The sequence below is a fragment of the Variovorax sp. MHTC-1 genome (assembly GCF_003984645.1).
In the GTDB taxonomy this organism is placed as follows: Bacteria; Pseudomonadota; Gammaproteobacteria; order Burkholderiales; family Burkholderiaceae_C; genus Variovorax.
On sequence record NZ_RWKI01000018.1, the window covers coordinates 38,039 to 62,646 of the forward strand.

At 64.7% G+C, this 24,608-nt stretch carries 25 protein-coding genes; 8 read left to right on the forward strand and 17 right to left on the reverse strand.

From position 1 onward, the window contains the following. Positions 1–104 precede the first annotated feature (104 nt). Positions 105–332 carry a hypothetical protein gene (locus EJI01_RS22505; RefSeq protein WP_126839355.1) on the forward strand — a complete coding sequence of 76 codons (228 nt, stop codon included), beginning with the start codon at positions 105–107 and terminating at the stop codon, positions 330–332. A gap of 291 nt (positions 333–623) precedes the next feature. Here the strand turns inward: EJI01_RS22505 and EJI01_RS22510 are convergent, their stop codons facing one another. Next, positions 624–1,763 (reverse strand): YhcG family protein, encoded by a 1,140-nt coding sequence (locus EJI01_RS22510; protein WP_126839356.1) that lies wholly within the window; start codon positions 1,761–1,763, stop codon positions 624–626. Positions 1,764–1,860: 97 nt separating this feature from the next. On the opposite strand from EJI01_RS22510, the gene EJI01_RS29420 reads away from it, so the two are divergent. The 5 genes from EJI01_RS29420 (at position 1,861) to EJI01_RS22530 (ending at position 5,812) form a co-directional block, all read left to right on the forward strand. Continuing rightward, positions 1,861–1,995: a hypothetical protein gene (locus EJI01_RS29420; RefSeq protein ID WP_260602598.1), complete on the forward strand. Its 135-nt coding sequence runs from the start codon at positions 1,861–1,863 to the stop codon at positions 1,993–1,995. A gap of 274 nt (positions 1,996–2,269) precedes the next feature. Then, entirely contained in the window at positions 2,270–2,848 is a 579-nt protein-coding gene (locus EJI01_RS29425) for a hypothetical protein (protein ID WP_260602600.1), read from the forward strand. Positions 2,849–2,903: 55 nt separating this feature from the next. After that, positions 2,904–3,917, forward strand: coding sequence for a relaxase/mobilization nuclease domain-containing protein (locus EJI01_RS22520; protein WP_260602601.1), 1,014 nt, complete (start codon positions 2,904–2,906; stop codon positions 3,915–3,917). Between the two features lie 227 nt (positions 3,918–4,144). Then, positions 4,145–4,465 carry a helix-turn-helix domain-containing protein gene (locus tag EJI01_RS29615; RefSeq protein WP_126839357.1) on the forward strand — a complete coding sequence of 107 codons (321 nt, stop codon included), beginning with the start codon at positions 4,145–4,147 and terminating at the stop codon, positions 4,463–4,465. Between the two features lie 6 nt (positions 4,466–4,471). Beyond that, positions 4,472–5,812: a type II toxin-antitoxin system HipA family toxin gene (locus tag EJI01_RS22530; protein WP_126839358.1), complete on the forward strand. Its 1,341-nt coding sequence runs from the start codon at positions 4,472–4,474 to the stop codon at positions 5,810–5,812. Here EJI01_RS22530 and EJI01_RS22535 read toward each other — a convergent pair. The 14 genes from EJI01_RS22535 to EJI01_RS22600 form a co-directional block, all read right to left on the reverse strand. Further along, the gene (locus tag EJI01_RS22535) at positions 5,809–6,099 is read right to left on the reverse strand and encodes a YciI family protein (RefSeq protein ID WP_126839359.1); all 291 of its coding nucleotides are present in this window, start codon (positions 6,097–6,099) and stop codon (positions 5,809–5,811) included. The genes EJI01_RS22530 and EJI01_RS22535 overlap by 4 nt on opposite strands. Positions 6,100–6,309: 210 nt before the next feature. Then, positions 6,310–7,020, reverse strand: coding sequence for a TraX family protein (locus EJI01_RS22540; RefSeq protein ID WP_126839360.1), 711 nt, complete (start codon positions 7,018–7,020; stop codon positions 6,310–6,312). Between the two features lie 14 nt (positions 7,021–7,034). Continuing rightward, positions 7,035–8,135: an LPD7 domain-containing protein gene (locus EJI01_RS22545; protein ID WP_126839361.1), complete on the reverse strand. Its 1,101-nt coding sequence runs from the start codon at positions 8,133–8,135 to the stop codon at positions 7,035–7,037. A 20-nt stretch (positions 8,136–8,155) separates the two neighbouring features. After that, positions 8,156–10,093 carry a type IV secretory system conjugative DNA transfer family protein gene (locus tag EJI01_RS22550; protein ID WP_126839362.1) on the reverse strand — a complete coding sequence of 646 codons (1,938 nt, stop codon included), beginning with the start codon at positions 10,091–10,093 and terminating at the stop codon, positions 8,156–8,158. After that, complete coding sequence (virB11, locus tag EJI01_RS22555; RefSeq protein WP_126839363.1) at positions 10,059–11,180, reverse strand: P-type DNA transfer ATPase VirB11; 1,122 nt, start codon at positions 11,178–11,180, stop codon at positions 10,059–10,061. The genes EJI01_RS22550 and virB11 overlap by 35 nt, the downstream gene beginning before the upstream one ends. Then, a complete protein-coding gene (gene virB10 / locus EJI01_RS22560; protein ID WP_126839364.1) occupies positions 11,149–12,495 on the reverse strand; it encodes a type IV secretion system protein VirB10 in 1,347 nt (448 codons plus the stop codon). Before virB10 ends, virB11 begins: the two co-directional genes overlap by 32 nt. Then, a complete protein-coding gene (gene virB9 / locus EJI01_RS22565) occupies positions 12,492–13,331 on the reverse strand; it encodes a P-type conjugative transfer protein VirB9 (protein ID WP_126839365.1) in 840 nt (279 codons plus the stop codon). The genes virB10 and virB9 overlap by 4 nt, the downstream gene beginning before the upstream one ends. Then, the gene (locus EJI01_RS22570; RefSeq protein WP_126839366.1) at positions 13,328–14,050 is read right to left on the reverse strand and encodes a virB8 family protein; all 723 of its coding nucleotides are present in this window, start codon (positions 14,048–14,050) and stop codon (positions 13,328–13,330) included. The genes virB9 and EJI01_RS22570 overlap by 4 nt, the downstream gene beginning before the upstream one ends. A gap of 146 nt (positions 14,051–14,196) precedes the next feature. Continuing rightward, positions 14,197–15,252, reverse strand: a complete 1,056-nt coding sequence (locus EJI01_RS22575) for a type IV secretion system protein (protein ID WP_126839367.1) — start codon at positions 15,250–15,252, stop codon at positions 14,197–14,199. A 270-nt stretch (positions 15,253–15,522) separates the two neighbouring features. Then, on the reverse strand, positions 15,523–16,257 hold the full coding sequence (locus tag EJI01_RS22580; RefSeq protein WP_126839368.1) for a type IV secretion system protein: 735 nt from the start codon (positions 16,255–16,257) through the stop codon (positions 15,523–15,525). Beyond that, on the reverse strand, positions 16,250–18,772 hold the full coding sequence (locus EJI01_RS22585; RefSeq protein WP_126839369.1) for a VirB4 family type IV secretion/conjugal transfer ATPase: 2,523 nt from the start codon (positions 18,770–18,772) through the stop codon (positions 16,250–16,252). Before EJI01_RS22585 ends, EJI01_RS22580 begins: the two co-directional genes overlap by 8 nt. A gap of 11 nt (positions 18,773–18,783) precedes the next feature. After that, positions 18,784–19,149: a type IV secretion system protein VirB3 gene (locus EJI01_RS22590; RefSeq protein WP_126839370.1), complete on the reverse strand. Its 366-nt coding sequence runs from the start codon at positions 19,147–19,149 to the stop codon at positions 18,784–18,786. 22 nt (positions 19,150–19,171) lie between these two features. Next, positions 19,172–19,603: a TrbC/VirB2 family protein gene (locus tag EJI01_RS29435; RefSeq protein WP_260602602.1), complete on the reverse strand. Its 432-nt coding sequence runs from the start codon at positions 19,601–19,603 to the stop codon at positions 19,172–19,174. A gap of 5 nt (positions 19,604–19,608) precedes the next feature. After that, a complete protein-coding gene (locus tag EJI01_RS22600) occupies positions 19,609–20,160 on the reverse strand; it encodes a hypothetical protein (RefSeq protein ID WP_126839371.1) in 552 nt (183 codons plus the stop codon). 298 nt (positions 20,161–20,458) lie between these two features. Between EJI01_RS22600 and EJI01_RS22605 the strand changes: the two genes are divergently transcribed. Continuing rightward, positions 20,459–21,271 (forward strand): ParA family protein, encoded by an 813-nt coding sequence (locus tag EJI01_RS22605; protein WP_126839372.1) that lies wholly within the window; start codon positions 20,459–20,461, stop codon positions 21,269–21,271. Continuing rightward, positions 21,268–22,179 carry a ParB/RepB/Spo0J family partition protein gene (locus EJI01_RS22610; protein ID WP_126839373.1) on the forward strand — a complete coding sequence of 304 codons (912 nt, stop codon included), beginning with the start codon at positions 21,268–21,270 and terminating at the stop codon, positions 22,177–22,179. Before EJI01_RS22605 ends, EJI01_RS22610 begins: the two co-directional genes overlap by 4 nt. Before the next feature lie 124 nt (positions 22,180–22,303). On the opposite strand, the gene EJI01_RS22615 is transcribed toward EJI01_RS22610, so the two are convergent. Together EJI01_RS22615 and EJI01_RS22620 are read right to left on the reverse strand one after the other, a co-directional pair. Then, a complete protein-coding gene (locus tag EJI01_RS22615; RefSeq protein WP_126839374.1) occupies positions 22,304–23,332 on the reverse strand; it encodes a tyrosine-type recombinase/integrase in 1,029 nt (342 codons plus the stop codon). A 133-nt stretch (positions 23,333–23,465) separates the two neighbouring features. Continuing rightward, positions 23,466–24,500, reverse strand: a complete 1,035-nt coding sequence (locus EJI01_RS22620; RefSeq protein WP_126839375.1) for a GlxA family transcriptional regulator — start codon at positions 24,498–24,500, stop codon at positions 23,466–23,468. Between the last annotated feature and the right edge of the window lie 108 nt (positions 24,501–24,608).

A 24,608-nucleotide genomic window follows, 5' to 3' on the forward strand; every position in this document is an offset into this window, starting at 1 on the left:
GCCTCAGGCCCCTGGCCGCTGAAGGGGTACGAGTCCCTCACGAATCTCACGTGTCGCGATCGGCTTAGCATCAGGGCGTCGGCGCGACGGCCGTTCACCATCTGATGGCCAACGGACTGTCGATCGGGATGGTCGTCGCAAATGAAAACATGAAGATGCTCGCGCTGGTGGACAAGCTCGGCGCGCGACATTCATTCATCCCGGCGCACACGCGCACCGTGGCGTTGCCGCCGTGGCAACGGGATGCAGGCGCGGATGGGCCCTTGCCATTTGGTCAAGTCTTCCCGCGTGGTCCAGCGGTGCTGCGGGGCGCGAAGCGGGCACTCCTGTGACTTCGGCAGGTCCATTCGGCCGCCGCGCATCGCTCACGGCAGGCGTCGAGCAACCGGCGCCGCCAGATGGCCCAGCACCGTGGCATGAGAGTTCACACTTACGATGATCTGGTCGCGTCATCGGCGGGCGGATGTCGGGTCTTGCTGCGGAGGCAAAGACGTTTGAAGAGTGTCTAGCTCTTCGACTTGCCAGCGCAGCCCGTGACCTCGTTGTCGCGACATCATTCATCGTGGGCCCGAATGCTCAGTGATCCAGATGGCTCTGGAGCGCGCCTGCGTCGCGCTTGCGGCTCAGTCCAATCGGGGGTAAATGGCCCGCACGACTTCCTGAAGCTGGCGCGCGGAGGGCAGCTTTCCCTTCATCTCGGCCGGCAGCCTGCCCTGGAGGTGGTACTCAGCGACGCCGATCGGGTTCGACTTGCTTTTCAGTGCGAACTCCACTTCGAGGTTGTCCTTCTCTGCGCACAGGATGATCCCGATGGATGGCGCATCGTCCGGCGCGCGCTCCTTCTCGTTGAGGAGGTTGAGATAGAAATCCATCTTGCCGGCGAACTCCGGCTCGAAGGGCCCGATCTTCAATTCGATCGCCACCAGCGCCTTGAGGAAGCGGTGATAGAAGAGCAGGTCGATGAAATACTCCTTGCGCCCGAGCGTGAGCCGGTACTGGCGGCCGACGAAACAGAAGCCGTAGCCCAGCTCGAGGATAAAGTCGCGCAGCTTGTCGATCAGGTGGTCCTCCAGCTCGCGCTCCTTGATTTCGCGCCGGATGCCAAGGAATTCCAGGTTGTAGCTGCTCTTGAGCGCCTCCTCGGCCTGCTCGGCAAAATGCTCGGGCAGTGCCAGCGCGAAGTTGTGCACCTTGCCTTCGGCCAACGATCGCTCGTACGCCTGCGCCTTGATCTGGTTGAGCAGCACGTTGCGGCTCCAGCCGAACCGCGCGGTGGCCTTCAGGTAGAAGAGCCGCTGCCCGGGGTCGTCGAGCTTGGACAGCAGGTTGACATGGTGGCCCCAGGGCACCGCCTCCACCATTTCTCGCACAGCTTGTGCGAGTTGACGATGGTCGTCGGCCGTCAGCGCCTTGCGACCTTGGGTGCGCTTGGCATCGCGCTCCCTTTCTCGCACAAGCTGTGCGAGAAACTCCGGCGCGGCGTAGGTCTCGTGAAACTGACGCATTCGCCAGAGGCTCGCCGCTGAGAAGCCCGTGGTTCCGGGGAAGGACGCCTTGAGATCGCGCGCCAGCCGATCGACCACCGCGTCGCCCCATCCCCGGTGTGCCTGCTGTTCGCGGATGGCTTGCCCGATGTCCCAGTACAGGGCTACCAATTCACGATTGACGGCGCGCGCGGCGGACAGCCGCGCACCGTCGATGCGGCGTTTCAGATCTTCGACGAAGCGCGCGTAGTCGAACAGGGCGGGAGCGGTGGTGGACACCCGGGAAATGTAGTGCCTCGTGGTCGTCCGGTGCGCAGAAGCGAGGTGCCGGGAGCTTCGGCGCCCTTGCGGGCTGCCGGCACATGAAGCGCTCGCGTTGCTGCGCGAGGACGCGATGGTAATCGCCGGCAACTTCGCGCGCGGCTTGGAGCTGAGTCATGAGGACCGGCAGCGCCTGCTGGCCCGGGCGGCCCGAAGTGAACGGCTGCAACGTCTGGCTGCCGCTCCGTGATCTCTGAAGCCGGCACCGATCCTGCCGGCCTTTTTTGCCCCGAGCGATCGGTCGCGTGTTCGGCGTGCCGAACGTCCGACTCGCTGATGGTGGGTCCGCCTGAAGCGTTCGGCATGCCTAACAAACTGGCGAGGGTTCGATGCTAGAGCAGCGGTTGATTGGTGACTGTGCTGTGGGGCACACAGTTGTTGGGCATGCCGAACGCGGAGTCCTTGTTTCGCGTTGAGGGCAGGATAGACTGCCGTCAGACATCGTTAACAGTCATGGCGTTGCAATGACCAAGAACTCTCGATCGAGCGTGATTGGAACCAGAGTGTCGTCCGATACCAGGGCGCGGTTTGCCGCGCTGGCCGCGCGCCATCAACTCAGCGAGTCGGGACTGCTCGCCAAACTGATCGACGAAGTGCTGAAGGCCAACAGGCCGGCGGCTCGCGAATCGGGCGAGCAACGATTAGAGCGTGATCCAACCGTTGGCGGTGTTGCAGAGGATCGCATCACGCTGCGGCTGCGCAACGGTGATCGAACGTTGGCCGCAAAGCGGGCCGGTACTCGTGGAATGAAGACCGGCAGCTACCTGACCATGCTGATCCACAACCACGTTCGTGGCTCGGCGGTGCTGCCGCCGAGCGAGCTGGACCAGATCAGGGCGACCGGAGCGCAACTGGCTGCTCTCGCGCGCCAGCTTCGAAGGTTCGGCATGCCGAACACTTTGGCGGACCCGGTGACATCGGAACTGCGTGATGCGATCGCGCTGACCCGGCGGGAGATCGAGGCGGCACGCGAAGTCACGGCCGCCGTCGTGCGCCGGAACCTGATCAGCTGGGAGACCAGCAGCGAGATGGACAATGCCTAAGCAGACGGTGAGACTGGGACGAAGCAGTCGCGGGCTTGCCGGCGAAGCGCGCGATATGGCACTGGACATCGTGAGCTACGGGCGTCGAGGACCAAGTGGCACGTTTCGCTTTGGAGCCGACCAGATCGCACAGATACAGCGCACGGTGGGCCGTACGCCCGAGGTGATGGTGAAGGTCTCCGGCGGCGGGCGGGATGTCGGTGGAGTGGACGCGCACCTGCGCTACATCGGCCGGCACGGCAAGCTGCCCATCGAAACCGATGAGGGGCTGACGCTGCGCGGCCGAGGTGCCGCCAGGGAGATCACGGCCGACTGGCAGCTGGACCTTTGCAGAAGCCACTACAAGCCCAGGCCGGCCGAGGGCCAGAAGGACACCCGTGCGAAGCTCGTCCACAACATCGTCCTGTCGATGCCGGCCGGCACGCCCGCTGAGAAGGTGCTGGCTGCGGCGCGCGTGTTCGCGCGCGAGAACTTCGCGCTGCAGTACCGCTACGCCATGGTGCTCCACACGGACCAGCCGCATCCGCACGTGCACCTGGTGGTCAAGTGCGAGCACGAGTTCGAGCCCGGAAAGCGCCTCTACATCCGCAAGGACACGTTGCGGCAATGGCGAGAGCAGTTCGCCGTGCTGATGCGCGTACAGGGAGTGGCCGCCAATGCGACGCCGCGGCAGGTGCGCGGCCAGATCCGGCGACCGCACCGCGATGCGATCCATCATCGCCTGCGCGCACTACGTGCGTTCGGGCAGTTGCCGACCAGCGAACGGGCCAAGTATCAGCCGCCAACTACCTCGACCTTCCTGCGCGCCAAGCTGGACAGCGTGCTCCAGATCCTCCGGTCGGGGCAAGGTGCCCTGGATGCTGGCCAGGAGGCAATGCAGGGCACCCGGCGGGAGGTAGAGGCGGATTGGCGCGCAACGGCGGATACGCTTCGAAGGCAGGGCGAAGGTGATTTGGCCGCACATGTGGATCGCTTCGTCGCGCGTCTGCCGGCCGTGCGGACTGATGCGCAGCGAATGGCGGACCGCTGGAGAGAGCGGGCCAGAAGCCAAAGCGCTGGAGAGCGTTGACGCCAAGTCGTTCCGGATGGAATCGGGCACCCTTGGATTCCTGGCTTTGCAGGACGATTCCGAGATTGGAGCATGCCACTCACCACAAGATCGTTCGTCGCCTGCTTCCAGAGTTCCAGTCGTGCACCCGTTTGATGGGTAGTCAGCGGATAGCTGTGTGATTGGTATTTTGACAAATACCCATTGTGTCGCTAAGATGAGGATTACCAATCAAATAGGTAACCCAGATGCGGCAAGTGCTTTCAGTCCCTTCACAGCTGGGGCCCCTCATCAAATCTGCGCGCAAAGATGCCGGGCTCTCTCAGGAGAAGCTCGCCAAGCGTCTTGGCATCAGCCAAAGCCGGATGTCTCACATGGAGCTTAACCCGGGCTCGGTGAGCCTAGAGCAGCTGCTGGCCATTTTCGGCGTGCTGGGCCTGGAGGTCATGGTCGGCACTCGGCCGTCGGTCGCGAGCGCATCGACGTCGCAGACATCGGAGCCAGCTCGCCAGCATGCAACTGGGCGCGCTGGCCATGTGCCCGACACCAAGAAGACCTCCGAATGGTGACCACGAATGGGCCGCAAATCTCACTCGCAGGCATTGTCCATCTGGGCCAACGGCGAGCGCGTCGGGACCTGGCGCGTTCCCGGGCGCGGGGCGAATGAACTGCACTACGACGACGCCTGGTTGGAGTCGGCAGCGGGCCGTCCACTGTCCCTGTCGCTGCCGCTCATCCAAGGTATGCCGCACAAGGGCGCCGTGGTCCAAAACTACTTCGACAACCTTCTGCCGGACAGCCTGCCTATCCGAGAGCGGCTCGCACAGCGATTCAAGACACAGTCGACGGAAGCCTTCAGTCTCTTGCAGGTCATCGGTCGGGATTGCGTGGGAGCCGTCCAGTTGCTAGGCGAGGACGATGCTCCCGCCAATGTCGAGTGCATCGAGGGCGATCCAATGAGCGAGGACGATGTCGAGAATCTGCTGCGGCAGACGGTAGACCCCCGTGGATTCGGTGCCCGGCTGGCGCCTGACGACGCATTGCGTATCTCGCTCGCCGGCGCACAGGAAAAAACGGCTCTTCTGTGGTTAGACGGGCAGTGGCTGCGTCCACATGGCGCGACACCCACCACTCACATCCTGAAGCTGCCCCTGGGCTTGGTCGGGCACCGCAGGGCCGACTTCACGACGTCCGTCGAGAACGAGTGGCTCTGCTTGAACATCCTCCAGGAGTACGGAATACCCGTGCCCCCGACTGCAGTCCTGCGTTTCGGGGCCCAGAAAGTGCTGGCCGTCGAGCGATTTGACCGTCGGATGCATTCATCAGGAAAGTGGCTGTTGCGCCTGCCGCAGGAGGACTTCTGCCAGGTTCTGGGGAAACCCTCGCACATGAAGTACGAGTCCGACGGGGGCCCGGGAATGGTCGACCTGGCAAGGGTGCTGCAGAAATCGGTTCAGGCGGAGGAGGACCTCGGCACGCTCATCACCGTTCAACTGCTTTTCTGGATGATGGGCGCCCCCGACGGCCACGCGAAGAACTTCAGCATCGGGCTGCTCCCAGCGGGGCGATACAGGCTCACGCCAATCTATGACGTGATGTCCATCTGGCCCGTGGAGGGCAACGGCCCGAATCAATTCTCCAAGCATGATGCCAGGCTGGCCATGGCCGTATCGGGGAAGAACAAGCACTACCACTTCAAGACCATTCAACGCCGGCACTTCAACGCGATGGCGCAGAAGTGCCACTACGGCCCGAATGCGGAGGGGCTGATTCAGCGCGTGCTGGACGCGACGCCCGGCGTCATCCAACGCATTGGCGCGCGGCTACCCAAGGGCTTTCCGCCGGCAGTGTCCGACCGCATCCTCCAAGGCCTGGCTGACTCGGCAACGGCGCTGTCCGCGATGCCGCCGGACTAGATCTCCTTCAAGATCTCTGCGCCCGGCGCCGTCATGCTCGGTTTGAACTCAACAACTTCCACCCGAGCGCAGCCTGTTTGCACGAAAGGGTCATCTTTCAAGATGGCCTCGAGCTCCATGCGGTCGCCCGAACGCGCGAGTATTACGCCGCCCTTGCGGGGAACCTGTCTGCCCGATGCGATGAACAGGCCGCTCGCATAGTGCGTCTTCAGCCAACTGACGTGATCCGACATGAGCGCATCCAGCTCCTCAAGTGGGCGGATGTAGGTGAGGGTCACAACGAACATGGAACGGGTCCTCCGGCGGCGTGGGGGTACCTGGCTCTGCCAGGCTTTCTCGATTCTGCGTCGCCTTGGAGCGCGACACGCCCCATCCGCCGCCTGGGCCTGTCATGCCGATGGACTTCGAGGTCCAAGGAAGCTCGAGCCGGTGTCTGCGAATGCACCTGCAGACGGGCAGGCAGGCCCCGAAGCGGGCAGCCTTCTCCCGTTCAAGAGTCATACGAAGCGCTGCGCCAACCAGATCAGTGCCAGATGCGCGGGGTAAAACGCATAGAAAAGGCGCTTGTGACGACCTAGCGGAATATTGATTCTGGAGAGGCCCCATATGAGTGGCAGAGCAGCCAGGGACGCGAAGTTCCGGTTCACGATCCAGAGAGAGCAAAGAGCCAGTACCCACAGCGCAAGGCGACCACCTGTCGGACTTCGACAGAAGAACCATGCACCCAGACAACTGAGCGCGCCGAACCACCAGAACTCCACCAGGGCGCCAAAGCCGATGAAGGCGAAAACGGCTGCAGTCACGCGCCACCATCCACCGCGTTCCATGAGCCAAACCATGCCCGTGGCGAGCAGAAGCATGAACATGATGTTCAGCGGCCAGGCCCCCACCAAGCCTGCGAATATCGGTGTCGCCAGTAGGCCAAAGCCCAGCAACCGACGCATGACTCTCAGGTGAATATCCGCGGCAAGCGCATCCGGTCGAGCCAGGTTGTACATCAGGACGAAGCCGAAGATCGGCATCGCCATGCGGCCGAGGATGAACAGGACCGTGTGCGCTTCGCCCAGCAAGTACTTGTTGATATGGTCCAGCGCCATCAGGACCATGGCGATCCATTTCAGCGCCTCGAGTGTTCCGTCCGCAACAACGAACCTTTCGATGCGGAACGCCGGCGACGCCTTGGCCTTAGCGGAGAGGGGCGTTTCCATGTTCTCAGGGCGGTTCAGGCACGCGTGGGGAGTGGGTCTTCGATCCTCGGGACGGTCCGACCGCGATGTCGGGCATGCTGTTGCCCCGCCGGGATCTTGATGCGCTCGCCGTGCGCAATGGCATCGCCGAGTCTGTTGCGGATGGCCTGAACGAGCCGAGCCTGATCGTCCGTGCGCGATGAGAGTCGACGGGCGAACTGCTCGGCCAGCTTCAGCGCAACGACCGCGCCAGCCAGCTCGGGGTACCGGGAGAGCATTGCACCGGCAGCCATCTGTCCTGTGCGCACGATGTCCGCCTTGCGTTGCAGTGACGCGAGGTACTGCACCTTCTCCACGGTCCAGGCCATGCGCGAGGTTGAGATCCTCTTCTCGCCCAACAGCTCGCCCGCCTCATTCCGGTCCGGCACGCGAACCGTGACGGGCCGTGCGCCGCGCTGGCCGAGCACCACCTCGTCGCCGACCTGCGCTCCTGAGCGCGATTCGGCGATCGCTCGCTCCAGGTCCGCGCCCCACAGCGTACGCTCCCCAACCCTTGTCCGGACTCGCACGTAGTAGGACATGCTTTGCATCGGATCGAACCGGTAGGGGCAGGCGGCATGGGCCAGCAGGACACCCGTGATCGGAGGACGCACGCCGTCGCGCGCGACTTTTCTGCCCTTGGCCGGCAGCAGGCCCGACGTTGGAGGCCGAGGCGGATGCTCCGCCGGTCGAAGCGCTGCTGCCTGGCTGCGATCGGAGGCGCGCTGGAGCTGTTGGAGCTCCTGCACGTGCGGCTGATAGCCGTGCACCCCAATACCCTGAAGGGTGGCTTCATGCCACAGCTGCTTGCGGAACGCCCGGGTGCCCGCCACTTGCACGGCCCGCCAGCCACGCGACCGCATGATGGCCACAATGCTGTGCACCACCTCGAGATTGTGTGTACGCACCTCGAGACGGGTCCCGGTATCGACGAAGGCCAGGCTGCGGTCTGGAAAGAAGTACAGGTTGTCGACGCGCAGGAAGCGCTGCGTGACCGCGTCGGGCACGATTCGATTCGCCGGATCGCCCACCTCCGGGTGAAGTTGCGACACCGTATCGTCTGAAGGAGTATCAAAGGCGCTGGTTGCCTTGCCCATGCTTGTCTCCGTGCATCCGGTCAATCGAGCAGCCTCGAGATGAAGATATCGGCCAGTGCCTTGATCTCGTCGTCCGTCATCTCGCCCTTGGGTATCTCGACATCATCGAAATCCAGCGAGAAATCAGCGAAATTGAGCTCGTCGAGGCGGGTTGGATCGATCGCCACCTCGTGTATTTCTCTCGAAGCGACGCGGCCCTTGGAAGCATCGGCGGGTCTCGGGGCACCTTCGGTCGCTCCGGCGCGGGCAACGGGTGCAGTGGCGGTTGAGGGCAGGCGGGTGCCCCGGGGGATGTCGAGCTTCGGAACGTCCGGCGGCGGGAATTCACGCCGCGCAAAGTGCCTGTCTCGGAAGTAGTAGACACGCTCGGCCAGAATGGGGCGCAGGCCCTCGTAGAACACGATCATGCGGCTCGCGTCCAGTTCCTTGACCTCCTGCGGCAGCAAGAGCCTTCGCGGCTGCTCGCTGATGTTCACGGTCGGCGATCTTCCCGCCCCGCCCCAGATCGGGCGGCTGACGTTCTTCTGCCTGACGGTGTACGTTCCCAGCTCGCGCGAGATCGCTTCGGCGTCCTCGAACTCCTTGGGCGGAAAGACGATGCGCGCCGCCAGCATCTTGCGGATCGACCTGGCACCTTCGACCCCGTATTTCTCGATGAGCTGCGAGTTCGACTGCACGATGACCACCGTGCGCACGTTGTAGCCGGGCAGGAAGGCGGTCGACTCGGCGATCACGGGGATGCGACCCAGCGCAGGAAACTCGTCGAGCATCAGCAGCAGCTGATGACGCAGCGCGGGATTGTTCTCCGGCAGCTCTCGGGTCTGCAGGCCGATCGCCTGCTGGAAGAAGAGGTTCAGCAGCGGCTGCAGCCGCGCGATGTTGTCCGGATTGATCTGCACGTAGATCGAGATCCGTCGCTTGCGCAGCTCTCGCAGATCGAAGTCGTTTGCCGAGGTGGCCGCGTCGATCATCGGGTTGAGCCAGAGGTCCAGGCGACTGGTGAAGGTCTTGCGGATGCTCGAGGCGGTGGTGGGCGCCAGGTCGATCACGTCGTAGAGGCTCTGTACCGTCTGTTGCGACAGGGGGTAGCCGGCGCGTTCGCAGGCGTCGATCACGCGCTTCCAATGCTTCTGAAAACCCTCGTCGTCGCTGGCCATGCCCTGGCGCAGCACCTCGCCGAGCGTGCGCGTGGCGCCCTCTGTCTCGAACAGATAGAGGGCGATGCCAAGGAACAGCGAGCGTGCCGAAGAGGTCCAGAACGGGTCGCCCGCGTGAGGGTCGGGGAACAGCATGGTGCCGATGCGCTGCAAGTCGTCGATGCAGCGATAGGGAATGCTCGACACATAGCCGAGCGGATTCCACCGTGCCGATTGTTCGCGCTGCGACAGCGGATCGAAGAGATGCACCTCGTGACCGTGAGCTTGGCGATAGCCGGCGGTGCGAAGAAAATTTTCTCCCTTGACGTCGCTGACGATGGTCGAGCCGGGCCAGTTCAGAAGATTGGGGATGACCAGGCCCACGCCCTTGCCGCTGCGTGGCGGGGCCTCGAGCTCGACGCCCTGCTGGCCGGGCAGGACCAGATACCGGCGGCCGAAACGGCCGAGGATGATGCCGCTTTCGCCGAGCAAGCCGGCGCGCCTGATCTCGTGCCGGCGTGCAAAGCGAGCCTCGCCATGCAGCGCCCGGCGCCCGGGCAGCATGGCGAATCCGGTCAAGCCGATCACCAGGCTCTCGGCCCCGACGAGTGCCACGAGCAAGGTGCGGCGGATGTCCGGACGATCGCCGTGCGCTTGCCAGTATCGGTAGGTCGTGAGCGGGGTAGCGTCATGCGGCGGCAGCTTCAAGGCCATCAGGAAGAAGTAGCCGGCGAGATACAGGCCGACCACGGCTGCGAGCAGCAGTGCGACCGTGATCTTGAGTGGGCTAAGCGAGCCCGTTGCGCTTGGTCCGAGGGTCATACCAGATCTCCCGCACCGTTCGGCGCTGCCGGTCGCGTGCGCACTGCACCACCACGTCCACGCTCAGCTGGGCCAGTTCGACCCCCTCGCGTGTGCTCATGCCCTGGCCCGCGTCGCTGCGCTTCATCAACTGCGCCAGCGCAATGAACGCCATCCCCGCGCTGTCCGCGTGCACGCTCGTGATGGAGCCGGGGTGGCCGGTGTTCACCGACACCAGGTAGTCGTAGACCTCGTCGCCGGTCCGCAGCTCGGACACGAAAATGCGGTCGGGCCGCTGGCGTTTGGCGCTCGCCAGCAACTGCCCCGGTGTGACCGAAGCCTGTCCCTGAGCACCCTGCGAGTAGAAGAGCCGGACGTGGTTTGGCTGGTTTCGAAGAGACAGCTCCTTCACGTCCTCGATCGTCACGAGCCGCTCGTCCGCAGGGACCTCCAGGATCAGCGCCTTGCTGATGGTCGTCTTGCCGGACCCGGTGGCGCCCGACAGGAGGATGTTCTTGCGCAACTGCACAGCGCGGCGCAAAAAGCGGACGAACTGCCGCTCGGCCAGCAAGCCCGTGAGCTCGCGATCCACCGCCGACAGGGCCTCGAGGTCTGCCGGCCTGCAACATGCCGGTGGCACGCTGTGCGTCGCCTCGAAGATTCCGAGCACTTCGAGTTCGCCCAGCGTCCAGAGCAGGTTCGACGGTCTGCGGATGGTGATCGAGACCGTCCGCTCCTCGGTGGCGGGTGGCAGCACGATCTGGATGCGTTCGCCGCCAGGCAGGGTCGCGGAAAGCAGCGGCTCGTTGGCCGAGATGCGCTGGCGCGTGTGGTTTGCCACCAGCTTCGCGATCGACTGACACCAGTCGAAGGAAGCGAACGGAAGGGCCTCCTGCGTCCAGCGTGATTGCCGCTCGACGAAGGCTGCGCCCGGCTGGTTGATGCAGATCTCCGTGACCTCCGGGTCAGCCAGGATGGGGGCCAGTGGACCGAGGAACAGGGCGAGCGACGAGGGTTCGCCGCGCAGTCGCGAGTCCGGCCGCCCGGTGCCGCTCGCCTCGCCATGCGGTAGCAAATCACCGAGGGGGCGGGTCGCTTCGGAGTGCATAGACGGTCCTGAAGTCCACATCGCGCGCCACGAGGATCTGGATGCGCTCGCCCTGGTTCTTGATGACTGTCGGCGGGATGGAGATGGTGCTGCGCAGCACCTCGGTCATGACATCGCGGCCGCCTTGCGGGCCGAACACGACATCCCCACCGCTTCCCACGTTGGTGCCGCTGCGCTGGTGCGCCGCGATCGCCTGCACCGTGCCGTCGATGACGGAGATCAGGATGGCGGCGCCGAAGCGTTGCCAGAAGTGCATGTCTACAAAACCGGGCAACCCGTTGCGTCCCAGTTCGTCAGTGCCGGGGGACGCCAGCTGAACCACGACGCCGGTGGGTGTGCGCGCCTCGTTCCAGACGACGAAAACGCGCCCTTGGCCCTGGCGCGGTTCGCCGCGCTGCTCGCCAACGTACTTGGTGCCGCGCTCGAGGAGCACGACGCGCCCGTCCGCGCCATAGACGTCGCTCGCGCCGATGCACGTCGTCATGCCCTCGTAGGTCGAATCGATCGCCGTCTCGAGCGTGCAGTCGATGAAGGCGCCCTTCGGCAAGAGCATGCGTCGCGTGGGCAGCGACTGGGCAGCGACGGCGGCAGTCAGTGTCGGCTTCAGGTTGGCCGCCAACGCGCGTGCGGGCGACGCGCGGCTTGCCTCGCCGGGCATCTGCAGCGAGCCGATCAGCTGCGACATGCTGGGAATGACGCCAGGCGGCGAATATGGCTGGGTGGTATCGCCGGCGGGCGCAGCCGCTCCTGCCGGCTGGGCGGTCTGCGCGCGGCGCAGCACGGGCATGCCGAGCTGACGCTCCAGCGCCAGCTGCTCAGGTGTCTTCGGCGGGGGACCGGCATTGGGATTGACTGCCGATGGGGGCGGAGGTGGCAGGTTGACGCTCGCAGACACCGGCGTCGCGGCCAGCGCCGGCCCTGACGGCGGCTCGATGCGACCGAGCGGCGGCACCTTCATCTCGCCGGCGACGCGGGCGGCCGTCGCCTTCCTTGCGGCATCCTCTGCAGCGCGGGTCTTGGCGTACTGCGTGGTGTAGTACCAGAACAGAAAGCCCGCGCCGAGCAGCACTACGAGGGCAAGGGCGAGCGAACTGCTGACGCGCGACTGGATGGTGCGCTCGCGATTGACCGAGGGAATTGTCCGCTCACCCTGCACTGCGCTGGCGCCTGCGTCAGTGACGCTGGGATCGGCCTTCGGCTGCGCTTCCTGCGTCGAGGACAGGATCTCGCCGGTGTCGCGATCCACCGAGTAGGCGTCGTTCTGCTCCGGCAGGTCTGGCGCGCGGCGGCCGCGCACGTTGTCTTGCCAGATCATGGGCCGTCCTCCGAACTGTCGGCTGTTGTGCGCCGAACGCCGGGGACGTTGGTGTTCGAGCCCGTCCGCGCGCCGCCACCAGCAAACGATTGATTGACGACACAGCCGACCAGCTTGCCGCGGCGGAGAACAAAACGCCGGGCGACGCGGTGGATCACCACCTCGTCCTCTTCGACATTGAAGTTGAGCAACGATTCGGTGCCATCGTCGTTCTGCACAAACATCGCCGGAAATTCCGAGCGCGCCTGGAAGCGCAGCCGCGTCTGGACCCCGTCGTCGTAGGCACTCATCGGTCGAAGCGCCTCGCTGCCGCAGAACCAGTAGTTGCTGTTGCGGGGTCGAGCGGCCGACGCCTGTCGCATACGGGCCTCGGTCTCGCGGCGCTCCCGCTCTACCGCAGCGCGCCGCGCGTCTTCTTCCGGATAGGTGAAGCGAATGGAATACACCATGCGCTTGGCTGCAGCGCCGGTCGGCGCCTTCGCGGACACGGCGTAGTCGAAGTGGTAGGCGCGGCGGTTGGTGAGCACGGTTAGATTCGTGGCCGCGTGCGCCTCCCTCGGCTTGATGAAGAAGTGGTTGCGCTCCGCGCCGACGTCGAAGGCCCCGTTGTCGCCGGAGCCGAGATTGACGAACTCCTCGCCCTCTGCCCACTGGAGATGGATCTGGTAGCCGACGTAGCCCTGCAACGTCACGACGTCGTCCGGGTTGTAGGCAACGACGCGAACACGAGCGTCCACGGAACCGACAGGCGGCACCGTTGCTGCCAGTGCGTGCTCGGGCAAACATGGTGTTGCCAGGCATGCGCCCATCATGAGCGCGCGCGCGAGTTCGTTCATCGCCCTTCAGCCTTGCCGATTGGAGGGTCGCCTGTCGCGACCTCTGGTTCACGCCGGTACTCGACGACGCGAAAGCCGAGGGGATTGAGAGACCGGGTCTTGTCGTCCTTGGAAGGCGAGGTATAGGCGAACTCGATCGTCGATACCCAATGGCTGACCCGCTCTTCGCCGGTGCCGCCCACCCGGGTATAGCGGCTGAAGCGAACCTGCGCCAGCTTGTCCTTGCCGCTTTCGAGCCTGAGGAAAGTCACGGAACGGACCTGAACGCGCACGGAAGTGCCGTCCTTGAAGACATTCAGCGGGGATAACGGGTTGCTGGTGTTCCAGAGCGCGGCCCACTCCTGGTTGAGGCGAGGCGAGTTTTCCGCGGCCACCAACTCGTAGTCAGCTTCGGCGGTGCCGTAGAAGTAGCGTTCACGGGCGATCACGTAGGTCGACAGGAGGTTGCGCGTGACCACCTGCTCGATGTCGGTCGTGCCTTCGTAGGTGGGCACAACGTCAACGATGCCGCTGCTGCTGTCGACGCGGATGACGACAGGGACAGGCTGCTTCAGCGGCGTAAGGCCAGCGACGGCTGCGACGGACAGAATGGCAATGACGCAGGCCGTGGCTGCAACCGACCAGGCGATCTGCGAGGACCGCAGCGCACGGCGAGTGCGATCCATCTCCCAGCTTTGGGCCTCGAGCAAGTATCGATCAATGGTTGGGTCGTGAATCATGACCTGCCCCCGTCGTTGCTGCCGGCACGTTGATGGGACTCAAGGCTCCCTCGCATTCGGGCGGCATGGGTGGTCGCGTGCCGCAGCCCAACACCACAGCGAATGCAGCAAGCGCGAGGATGTGCTTCATGAGGAACCGTTCGTGCCTACCGAAGCGAATTCGGGTTTCGCATGACGTGCTCGCGCGGTATGACGGTGCCACCGCGGTATGGGCCGGCGAGTCGGCTCAAGGTGTTGGCGATTCCCATGCCTGCGCGATTGCCGGCCAGACGCCGCAGGGAATCCCATTTGCCGCCTGGCTGTCCGCGGATGCCTTCGAAAAGACCGCGACTGAACTCATAGGCAGACCGCCTGGTTCCTCCCATCCCCCAGCGAATTGCTCCGCTGACGGCGCCATAGGTGCTCAGCCCAACCCCGCTGGCCAGACCGGCTGCTATGGGCATAACCTGCCGCATTACGAGGAACACGAGTGCCGAGACCATGCACACGCGTGTGCTCTCCGCAATGGTGATGCCGCTCCCTGACGCGGCTGCACTCGCGGCGTAGGCCTTGAGTACAGACAGTAGCAAGGCGGCACAAAAAAGCGCCAGGATGCCGATCAATGCATAGTTCGCGAGCTGAGCCACCCAGGCTTCAAAGAATCGCCTTGTCGCGTCGAAGAACAGCATGGCGATGAAAAGCGGCCCCAGCGCAAGGAGGATCGCCAGCGCGATCTTGGCGAGCGCGAGCATGAATGCTGTAACCACTACAGTCAGTCCGACGAGCAGGTAGACAAGAAAGCCGGCTGCGTAGTAGGCAAAGTCGCTGTCGAGAATGCTTCCTTTGTTCAGCAAATGTTCCGCAACTGCAGTCCCGTCTAACCATACTTGATCTACTACGCTAACGACGTTCGGCGCTCCGATCACCGCGGCGGCGAGTTGATCCGGTGCGGTGTAGAACGTACTTGCAATCACATCGTTGTACGCCCAGAGTCGAAGGGCGACCCCGAGGATCAGGACGACAAGGAGGATTCGTCGAATTCCTTCCCAGATTGGCTCCTGGATGCGACCTGCAAGGCTCAGGAAACCCCACATCATCACGTAGATGGTTGCAAGAGTGACAACGGCGGGCTCGAGCGCGGACGCGACACGCGCGGTGTTCGTGCTGACATAGTCAGCGACCTGCATGTTGATCCAAGCAAAGAACTGCGTGAAGAGTCCCATGCGACTCACCGTCAGTTTGAGGTGTCGTTTGTGAGCGGAACGGGGCTGAGAGTCCTGGTGCTCCCGACACTCTCGAGTTTCCGACGGAGCATCTCATCATCTCGATCTGATGGCAGCGCCGGGGTTGCAGCACCCGCTGGTCGAGGAACGCTGGGGACTACGACAGTGTGATGCTGCGCATAGTAGTAAGCCCCGCCACCCGCAGTGACGATGGCAACAACAAGCAGAGACCAAGCAAGCTTTGACATCGGTGCCTCGCTGTCTCGGGTCCTAGTAGGTCACGACAGAGAGCGCGCTTGCCGATCCAATATCGGCAGCTGAACGCTCCCGGATTCGTTGTCGGCGAGCTATCTCCTCGGCTTGCGCGATCTGGTAGAGGCTCTGCAGCTTCGTCTGTTCGTTCGTGAGCATGGCCTGCTCGGATTGGATGCGGGCCTGAAGATCCTGGATCGCCTTCAGGTCCTGGGCGCTGCCGATCCTGTGGATGAGCTGCTGGAGCGCGGCGAACCGCTGGCTGGTGTTCTGGTAAGCGCTTCGCGTCGTGCCGTTGAACAGTGCGGATGCCTGACGTCCTTGTTCCACCATCTGCCGCATCTCCGGGCTCAGCGATTCCATCTGCGAGCTCGACAGGATGCTGTTGGCCTTCATGATTGCCTGCACCTGTTCGGCGACTCCTGTGTAGCCTGCTGACGTGCCGCTCGCCGTGTTCATCAGTTCACCGTAGCTCGGAGGAAGGTAGTTGCGCGCCTGGGTCGAGGTCGGCAGGAGCTGCTCCATGGCTCGGCTCCCGGTCATGGAGTCGTAGGTCCGCGCCAGCTGGTCCCTTGACTGCTGGAGCTGCTCGTACTGTTTCTGCATTCCCGAGAGCTGCTGCTGCCACGCCACGAGCTGCTGCATCAGGCTGGCAATGGCGGCAAAGTCGATCACCGGAATGCCTGCGCGGGTCTGCAGCGGCGCGAGAGTGACGGCGCCGGCAATCAGAAGGCCAGCTATTTGCTTACGCATGGAACATCTCCTTGGGGCTGTGGAGTTCCGTCAGGTGGGGAGTGGCTTCTCCATTCGCCAGTGCCGTACGGAAGTGCGGCAACCAACGCTCAGGCTGATCGCCGTGCCGCTCGATGAGCCTGCGCATCAGGCGGACGTTGCCGGTGCGCCCCGAGATCACGTGCAGGGCGTCGTCGAAGCCCTGGAGGTCCAGCTGCGCAACCACACTGACATGGTTCTGCTTGATGAGGAACTGACGGGAACCCGGCTCGAGCTCCTGCTTGATCAGGGCGAACTCCCTGTCGGTGAGATTGAAGCCTTCGGTGTACTCCCGGTAGTCGGCTTCGGGATTGGGGAACAGGATCTTGGTCGGCGTCTGCTCGACGATCGCGCGCGCGATATCCGAATCGAGGACATGGCTCGTGCTCTGGGTGAAGGTCGCGATGTTGGCGTTCTTCTTGCGCCAGGTCTCCAGGCCGTTCCTCGCGAACGCGGCGAACGCCGGATCGCTCAGGAGCTTGGCGAACTCGTCCATCCAGCAGACGAGGGGACGACCGTCGACCATGCGATTGACCAGATGGAACAGGTACATGGTGAGCGGCGCCCGAACCACCTCGTTGTCCAGGAAGTCCGTGACGTCGAATCCAACGAGCGAGTGGTGCGCCAGAAGCGGGGCCACGTCGTCGCGGTCGTTGTCGAAAACCCAGGCGTAGCCGCCCTGCTCGGCGGTGCACCACTTGCGCAGCCGCGCGTGCATGCCTTCGGGGTCCGTGACGTCGAGGAAGGAGGCCAGCCGGGAGAGCCTGCGGAACGCCGGGTCGAGCCGCAAGGTGCCGCGCAGCGCCTGGTCGAGGTCCTCCTCCTGCCTCACGCTCAGGACTTCGGCCGGGGCGCGCAGCACCAGCCGCCGTAGCCAGTGCCGCATGAACTCGACGTTGTCGGCGACCGCGGCGTCGAGCTGCAGCGGGTTGCATCCGGTCGCCACGCCGTTCTTCAGCGGCAGGTACCGGCCGCCAAGTGCGCGAACCAGGATGTGCAGGCCCTCGTCCTTGTCGAAGATGACCTGCGTCGCATCCAGGCGGTTGCAGATCGCCACCATGCAGAAGCCCAGCAACGTGGTCTTGCCGGTGCCCACCGGGCCCACGCCCGTGAGGTGACCGACATCCCTCCGGCTGCCGCCGTCGGCCCGCCTCGGGTCGCTGGCATGCAGCGAGAAATAGTAGGGAGAGCCTGCGCGCGTGACGAACATCGCCAGCGCTTTACCCCAGAAGTTGCCCGTGGCCCGGCCAGTGGGAAAGTTGTGGAAGGGCGACATGGCCGCGAAATTGCGGCTGGTGATGGGCGCCTTGCGCGTGCGATAGGCAAAGTTGCCCGGCAGCTGAGCCCAGAACGCGGCTTCGAGCGCGAGGTCCTCGCGCGCCACCACCATGCCGGTGTCGCCCAGGAGGTAGCGGGCACGCGCAATGTTGTCGTTGAGCTGCTTCAGGCGAGGGCGGCGCTGCGCCTCGCCGACACCGTCCAAGGCGTCGGCCAGCACATGCAGCGTGAAATGATGGTCGCCCACCACGAACCGGTTGCTTGCGAGGTCGTCGAGCGCGTCATCCAGTTCCTGCGTCTGCGAAACCGCCATGTCTCCCGCTGCGGCCATGCGGTTGCGCTGGCGACTCATCATGTCCATCGCGGTGCCCTTGGCGAGAAAGGTGAAGCTTTGCGTCAGCACAAAGGGGAAGGGCGCCGTCAGCAGCGCACTGAACATGCCGGGTGCCGTGGGCGTCGGGTATTCCTTGATCCCCAGAAAGGCGCCGATGCGAGCCTCGGTGGCCGTGCGGTACTCCATGGCCTCGTTGCCGAAGAAGGGGCGGGTGGTGGCCAGCACCTCATTCAGCGGTGCGCCGGCCAATGGCATGCGCTGCCATTCGCCATTGATCAGAAGCCCCTGAAACTCGAGCAGCGACGAGAAAAGCCCGCTGCTGCCCTGCAACCGGTAGATGCCCAGGGCTTCCGGGTCATAGCGCTCCAGGGCGGCCAGTAGTTCCTGGCGCTTCTTGGCGCACTCCTCCAGTGAATCTTGGAGCTCTGTGCGCTCACCCTCCCGATCGGTCTTCTTCAGGATGCGCAGGGCCGCATGGCCAATGCGCGTGGGCTGGGGCCGGAAGACAAGCGACAGGTAGAGCTCGTTGACCATGAGGCGCTCATCGGCCATCTTTCGGCGGTAGCGTTGCTCGACCTCGTCGGCGAAGCCCGGCACGGTGCGGCCGTGCGGGTACCCCATCTCCCTGCGACGCACGATGTGCGTCCAGAGCGCCAGGTTGGGCGAGGCGATGTTGCGCCAGAGGATGTTCAGGCGTTCGTGCCAGCTGTTGATGTCCTCGTCGTCGGCGCTCTCGAAGCTGACGCCGCAAAGACGCAGGGTCTGCACGTAGTCCCCCGCGGATGTCCTGGCCACATGCACGTCCACATGGGCACGCAACGGAATCATGGACGAGGCGTCGAGCTCGCGACGAAGCGTTGTTGCATTGCGAAGCAGAAGAGGCATCGTCGCCTCTCTTAGACAAGCACGCGCCCAGGCGGCCGACGCCGACGGCCGCCCACGTTGGGCAGGTCGAGCACCAGGGGGCTGTACGAATTCGACCGCCAGTAGCGCAGGTTGCCCGCCAGCCAGGCCGGGAGCCGGGTGCGCCCCCAGAGCTGCAGCAGGTCGAAGAAGCGCGGCTCGTAGAGGCACAGCAGATAGAGCAGTCCGTGGATCGGCAGGAAGGCCAGCAACCAGGCCAGGCTCTTCGTCACGATGAACGACTCGGTCGTGATCACGACGTTGAGCATCATGGCCGAGTAGGTGACGCCCCAGACCATCGAAGGGCGCGTCATCCCGACGAAGAGCATGTCGGCGACAATGCCTTGGTTGCGGTCCATGGAGAGCATCGCACCAGCCTCCTCACACGCCGAACATGCCGCGGATCCAGGAGACGATCTGCGGTCCGCCGAAGACCAGCACGGTGCCAAGCACGACGCCGACCATCCACCACCAGCTGATGCGGCCGAACCAGGCCATCACGCCGGAGACCATCACGGCCACGGCGGCCAAGGGCGTAAGGATCGCGACCAGCTGGGCCTGGGTCGCGTTCGCCCCGGTGGCAAACGGGCTGCCCGCCACGGCGATGCCAGGTACCAGCATCGCCAGTGCGGCGAGCAAGGCCAACCGATTCGCCCCGTGTGCGGCTCGTGTGTTGACTAAGGAGACGAGGGCGCAAGTGCACGCTTTGCAAAGGCGCGGCCCGCATTCTTCGTCGCTGGCCGCACCTGCCTGCAAGAACCCTTGCCATTCGTGAGCAGCAGAACCACCTCGAATCAAACGTTGGGAGGGCATGTCTGCTACTCCGTCCTGTGCATCGGATCGAGCGGCGCGTCGACTGCACCCGACGAGGTGTAGGACACGGCAGCCGGCACGGCGGCGCGTCTGGCCTGGCCATAGACATCCCACCAGGGTGCCGCTCGTTTCGCGTTGGCTGGCCTCGGCTTGGTTGCCGAGGCGCTGGATGCCCGCAAGAGGGCGCCATGGCCCGCGCCTCGGCTCGGGTGGCTCGCGGCGATCTCGCGCTCCAGGCCCGCGATATCGCTGAGGGCGCGCACGCGCTGTGCTTCGGCCTCGTCCGCGCCCGCGGCATCCGCGGCGGCGATCCGCTCCGCTCGACGTCTTGCCAGATGCGCGGCGAGCGCCTCGGTTGTCCTGAGTTCGTCGCGCAGGATTCTCAGACGCTCATCGTCACGCGCGGACTGCTGGGACGCGCCGACCGCCGGCACTGACGGCTCGGCGCAGATGGGAGCTGCCATGAAGAAGAAGGCCAGGCTCAGGCCGGCAGAAGTGCGGGGCGCCTTCCAGGCTTTCACCACCATTCCGATGCATTGAAGTTTGCGAACTTGCATTGGTGACTGCTCCGTAAAACGCGAGGGCATCAATACGAACAAACGCGGCGATGTGTCTGCGGCGGACTCCAACGCCTGGGTCGATCTGCATGACGGCGCCCCTGGGTCGGACCGGTTCATCGCGAACCTTCGGTGAGGAGACATTGGGGGAGCGTGTCTTCGCGCGCTGGCTGCGTGTCATGTTATGGCGGCAGGTCGGCAGCTCAACCTGTCAAAGATGACAGTGTCTCGTCGGCGTAAAAGGAGCTATATCACCGGGTACCGGAGGTGTCAGAGATCGTTCGAAACGGGGGTGTCGATGGGTGTTCTCGTCTTCAGCAATCAGAAGGGAGGGGTCGGCAAGTCGACCTTGAGCGTGCTGTTCTCGCGCTGGCTTGCCGACAGGCACGGCGCTCGCGTGTGCGTGATCGATCTCGATACCCAATGCAACTGTTCGAGATCGCTTGGGCGCTTCGCCTGCCGCGTCCCGGCGAGCGCACTTTTTGCCACGCCAGCGCTGCGCTGGGCGCCGGTGGTGGCCTCGAGCCTTACCCTGCTGGAGGGCAGCAAGCAGCTGGCCGATCTGGAGCTGGCCAGGCCAGAGACGGTCATCCCGGTGTTCCGCAGCCAGGTCGCCGCGCTGGACAGGGTGTTCGACTGGGTGGTGATCGACACACCGCCGGCGTTGGGTTTGAGGATGAGCGCGGCGCTGATCGCCGCGGACAGCGTGGTTTGCCCAGTCGAACTGGAGGAGTACAGCATCGTCGGCGTGACTGACATGCTGAAGACGATATTCGGTGTCCAGCGGCGCTACAACCCGCGACTGCGGCTGGCGGGCATGGTCGCCAATCGATTCAACCCCCACTCGCTGCGGCAGCGCGCTGCGCTGCAGGAACTGGTTCTGAACTACAGCGAGTTCGTGCTGCCCGCAAAGATCTCCACGCGCTCCGCCATCCCCGAGGGAATCGCTGCGGGCGTGCCAGTCTGGCAGCTCGCCAAGACCTCGGCGCGGCAGGCGAGTGCAGAAGTGCTCGAGGTCTTTGAACTGCTCAAGCTTCGAATCGAAGATGCGCGCTCGGCAGGATCGGTGGTGCAGGCGACTGCGGGCCTGGCAAAGGAGAGTACGCAATGAGTACGCACGAGGCGCTGGACCTGAGCGTGCTGGCGCAGTTCAAGGCCAGCGACCTCCTGGCAAGCGGGGCACCGGATCCTGGCGCATGTGCACCGACGCAGGTGCCGTTGTCCTTGATCGACTTCGATCCGTTGCAGCCGCGCCGCACGCTGGACGAGTCGGGCATTGCCGAACTGGCCGAATCGATCCGCACGCATGGCGTGCTGGAGCCGGTTTCGCTGCGTCGCTCGATGGGGATCGATGGCCGCTACATCGTTAACAGGGGCGAACGACGCGTGCGCGCCGCCAGGCACGCAGGCTTGACTGCCGTGCCCGCGTTCCTGGACGAGCGCCTCGACCCCTATGCACAGGCCGCCGAGAACCTGCATCGGCAGAGCATGTCGCCGTTCGACCTGGCGCTCTTCATAGCAGAGCGGGAGAAGGAAGGGCACACGCGCGCGGAGGTCGCCCGCCGGCTCAACAAGCCCCGCTCCTTCATCTCCGAGGCCGCGGCCTTGATCGATGCGCCTGCGCAGGTCCGGACGGCTTTCGATGCGGGACGTCTCGGGACCGACCTTCGGGTTCTCTATCAGTTGTCGCTGGCGGCGAGGACGCAGCCGCAAAAAGCCGCCGTCTTGCTTGAGGGGCCGGGCCCCATCACGCGCAGGAGGGTCGACTCGGTGCTTGAACGCGCAACAGTCACGCGGCCGCCGCAGCCCGAGATATCGACGGCTCCTGCATCAACGCGGAGCCGGCGCCCGAACAGCGGCGGGCGAACCGTCCTGGTGGTCGAACATGGCGGCCGGCGGGGTGCGCTCAGGCTCAAGGCGCATGACAACGACCTGGCGGAAGTCCGATTCGGCGATGGTTCGAGCCACCTGATCAAGCTCGACGAGCTACGGCTCGTCTGCTGGGCGACACAGGGGTAGCGTGCCACGCCTCGGCGAGGATGAGGAACCCTGCGCCAGAGGCAATGAAAGCGCATGCCAGGCGCAGAAGGCGGGCGGGCCGACGAAGGTGGATCCAGACCTCTTCGGCCGCAGTGCGAGGGGCTCAGATCACGTCGATCGGCGCGACGAGGACGCGCTGGTATTTGCTCATGACATCGGGTTCGACACCCAGCCAGCGCGCGACTTCCTCGCGATCGAAACCGCGGCGCAACTGCCGCAGGGCGAAGGTGTGGCGCAGCCGGAAGGAGCCACCTTCGCCGCTGCTGTCTAGCCCGGCGTCTTCGAGTACCTGTCGTGCGCACTTGTATTGCGATTCCTTGCCCCACGGCTTGCCGGCGCGTGTCGATGGAAACAGGAAGTCGCCTTGAATGCGCGCTTCCTTCCGGACCTGCAGCCAGTGCTGAAGCAGTTCGCCCGCCCAAGGCGCAATGGGTGTCTCGCGCGCGGACGATGTTCCGTCGCCCGGCACGGCAACCTTCCAAGGTCGATCACGGACGCGCCCGCCGCGCGAGACCGGTGATGCCAGTGTCAGTGCCCGAACGTCACCGGGCGTCAGGCCGCCGCCCAACTGCAACGCCACCGCCGTTCTGTTGCGAAGCTCCTGCCAGGTGAACGCCGCATGGGCGTCGCGTCTGGCGGGCGACAGCCCTGGCCGAGGCCTTGCCTGAGACAAGAAGGTGATCAGGTGCTTGGCTTCCGCCGCAGATAGAAATTCAGGCAACGGATCTGCGTTCGCGGCCTCCGCATAGCGAACCTCGGGATGCGACGCGAGCCAGTCGGAAGCCGCGGCGTTCGCAGGGAGGTCGTTGCTGGCTGCATGGTGGCGCAGCACGCGATCAATCAAGCGCACGAGCCGAAGCGCGTGCCGGGGGGACAAGGACAGGTCGGAACTCTTGCGTCCGAAGCGGGCTGCCTGAAAGGCCTGCAGGTCCCTCAAGTCAAGAGACGCCAGCGTTACTGCCGGCGACTGGCCGAGACACCAGGTCGTGAATGCGCCCCACATGTCGCGGTACACCTCGGCCGATGCGGCCTGGCGCAGCGAGCCCGAGGCGCGTTGATCCTCCAGCCAGCGCTCGAATGCGGCGCGGTGAGCTTCGCTCGGTGGGTCATCGAAGAGGGAAAGAGAGGACATATAAATACGCTAACGGCACACCTCGATTGTGCCAAGCATTTGGGTCATTGATCCGTATTTCGGTGTGGGGTTGTCATTAGGACGGGGAGTTGGACGAACCGGATGCCGTTAGCGTATTAATCGGTCTTCGATGTCATGTCCGTTCACGCGAAGTGCGGGCCTGCGACTTACCAGTCGCAGGGGCAGCAAAGCTTTTGTTCGGCCATGTGGCTGCTGACGCATGGCCGCGCCGGTACTCGGTTGGCGTCGTCTTCAAGTTGCGCACGAAGGCACGCCGCATCACTTCCACCGAGCCGTACCCGCATTGCGCCGCGATCGCTTTCAGCGGGCGCGCACTCGTCTCGATCAGGCGGCAAGCCGCTTCCAGCCGGATCTGCTCGACGGCGCGCGCCGGCGTCGAGGCAGTGGCTTCCCTGTAGACGCGAGCGAAGGAACGCGCGGACATCAGGGTCTGCGCTGCAAGCCGCCCGACCGTGAGCCTCTCATGCAGGTGCTTCGCGATCCAGAGATGCAGTTGCGTGATGCGCGCATCGCCGGGCGGGCTCTCGATCAGTTCGCTGCGGTAGCACGCCGGTCTAAGGCTGCGGCCGCGCGGCGCAGGCAGGCGCAGTGCGACCGCTTCCGCCAGCCTTCCTCCGTGGTCCTGCTCAACCCAGGACAGCGCCACATCAATCCCCGAATGCGACGCTCCCGACACCCATCCGCCGTCCGGGGCAGGCCCGCTGGCAGGCTCACGCTCCCCTTGAACGGCGATGGTGGACTCGCGCGCTGCCCGGGCGCGCCGCGCCCCTACCTCCGCGGCGTCCTGCAGGAGCAGGAACGCCGCCTTGCCAAACGCGGCTCCTCGATCGATACGCGGTTGATTGCGCGCGAGCCATACCGCCAACCGGTCAGTCGGCTGGCTGTCGCCGGGGTCGGCTCGCGACCGCCCGGCGATGACCACCGCATGTCCTGTCCCCTTCAGCCGGGTCGGCAGCGCCAAGGCTGAAAGCGCGATGCCGCTCGAACTGACAACCGCGCCTTCTCTGGCGGCCAACAACCGCAAGACATAGCCACGAGAGTTGGCGGTCACCTCCGCAAACGCGTTGGCCGTTTCGAATACCGAGAGCGCGCCGCCGACATCCAGGAGTGAGAACCCGGGAAGCAGCAAGAACGAGACCGTATGCATCTGTATGAGGCACTGCTCGCCAGCGTGGAACTGCAGCCTCTATCAACCATGCCCCCGAAAGCCAGCTCGATGGGCCGACTTCATGTCTGAGCGGAACAGTCTTCCAGT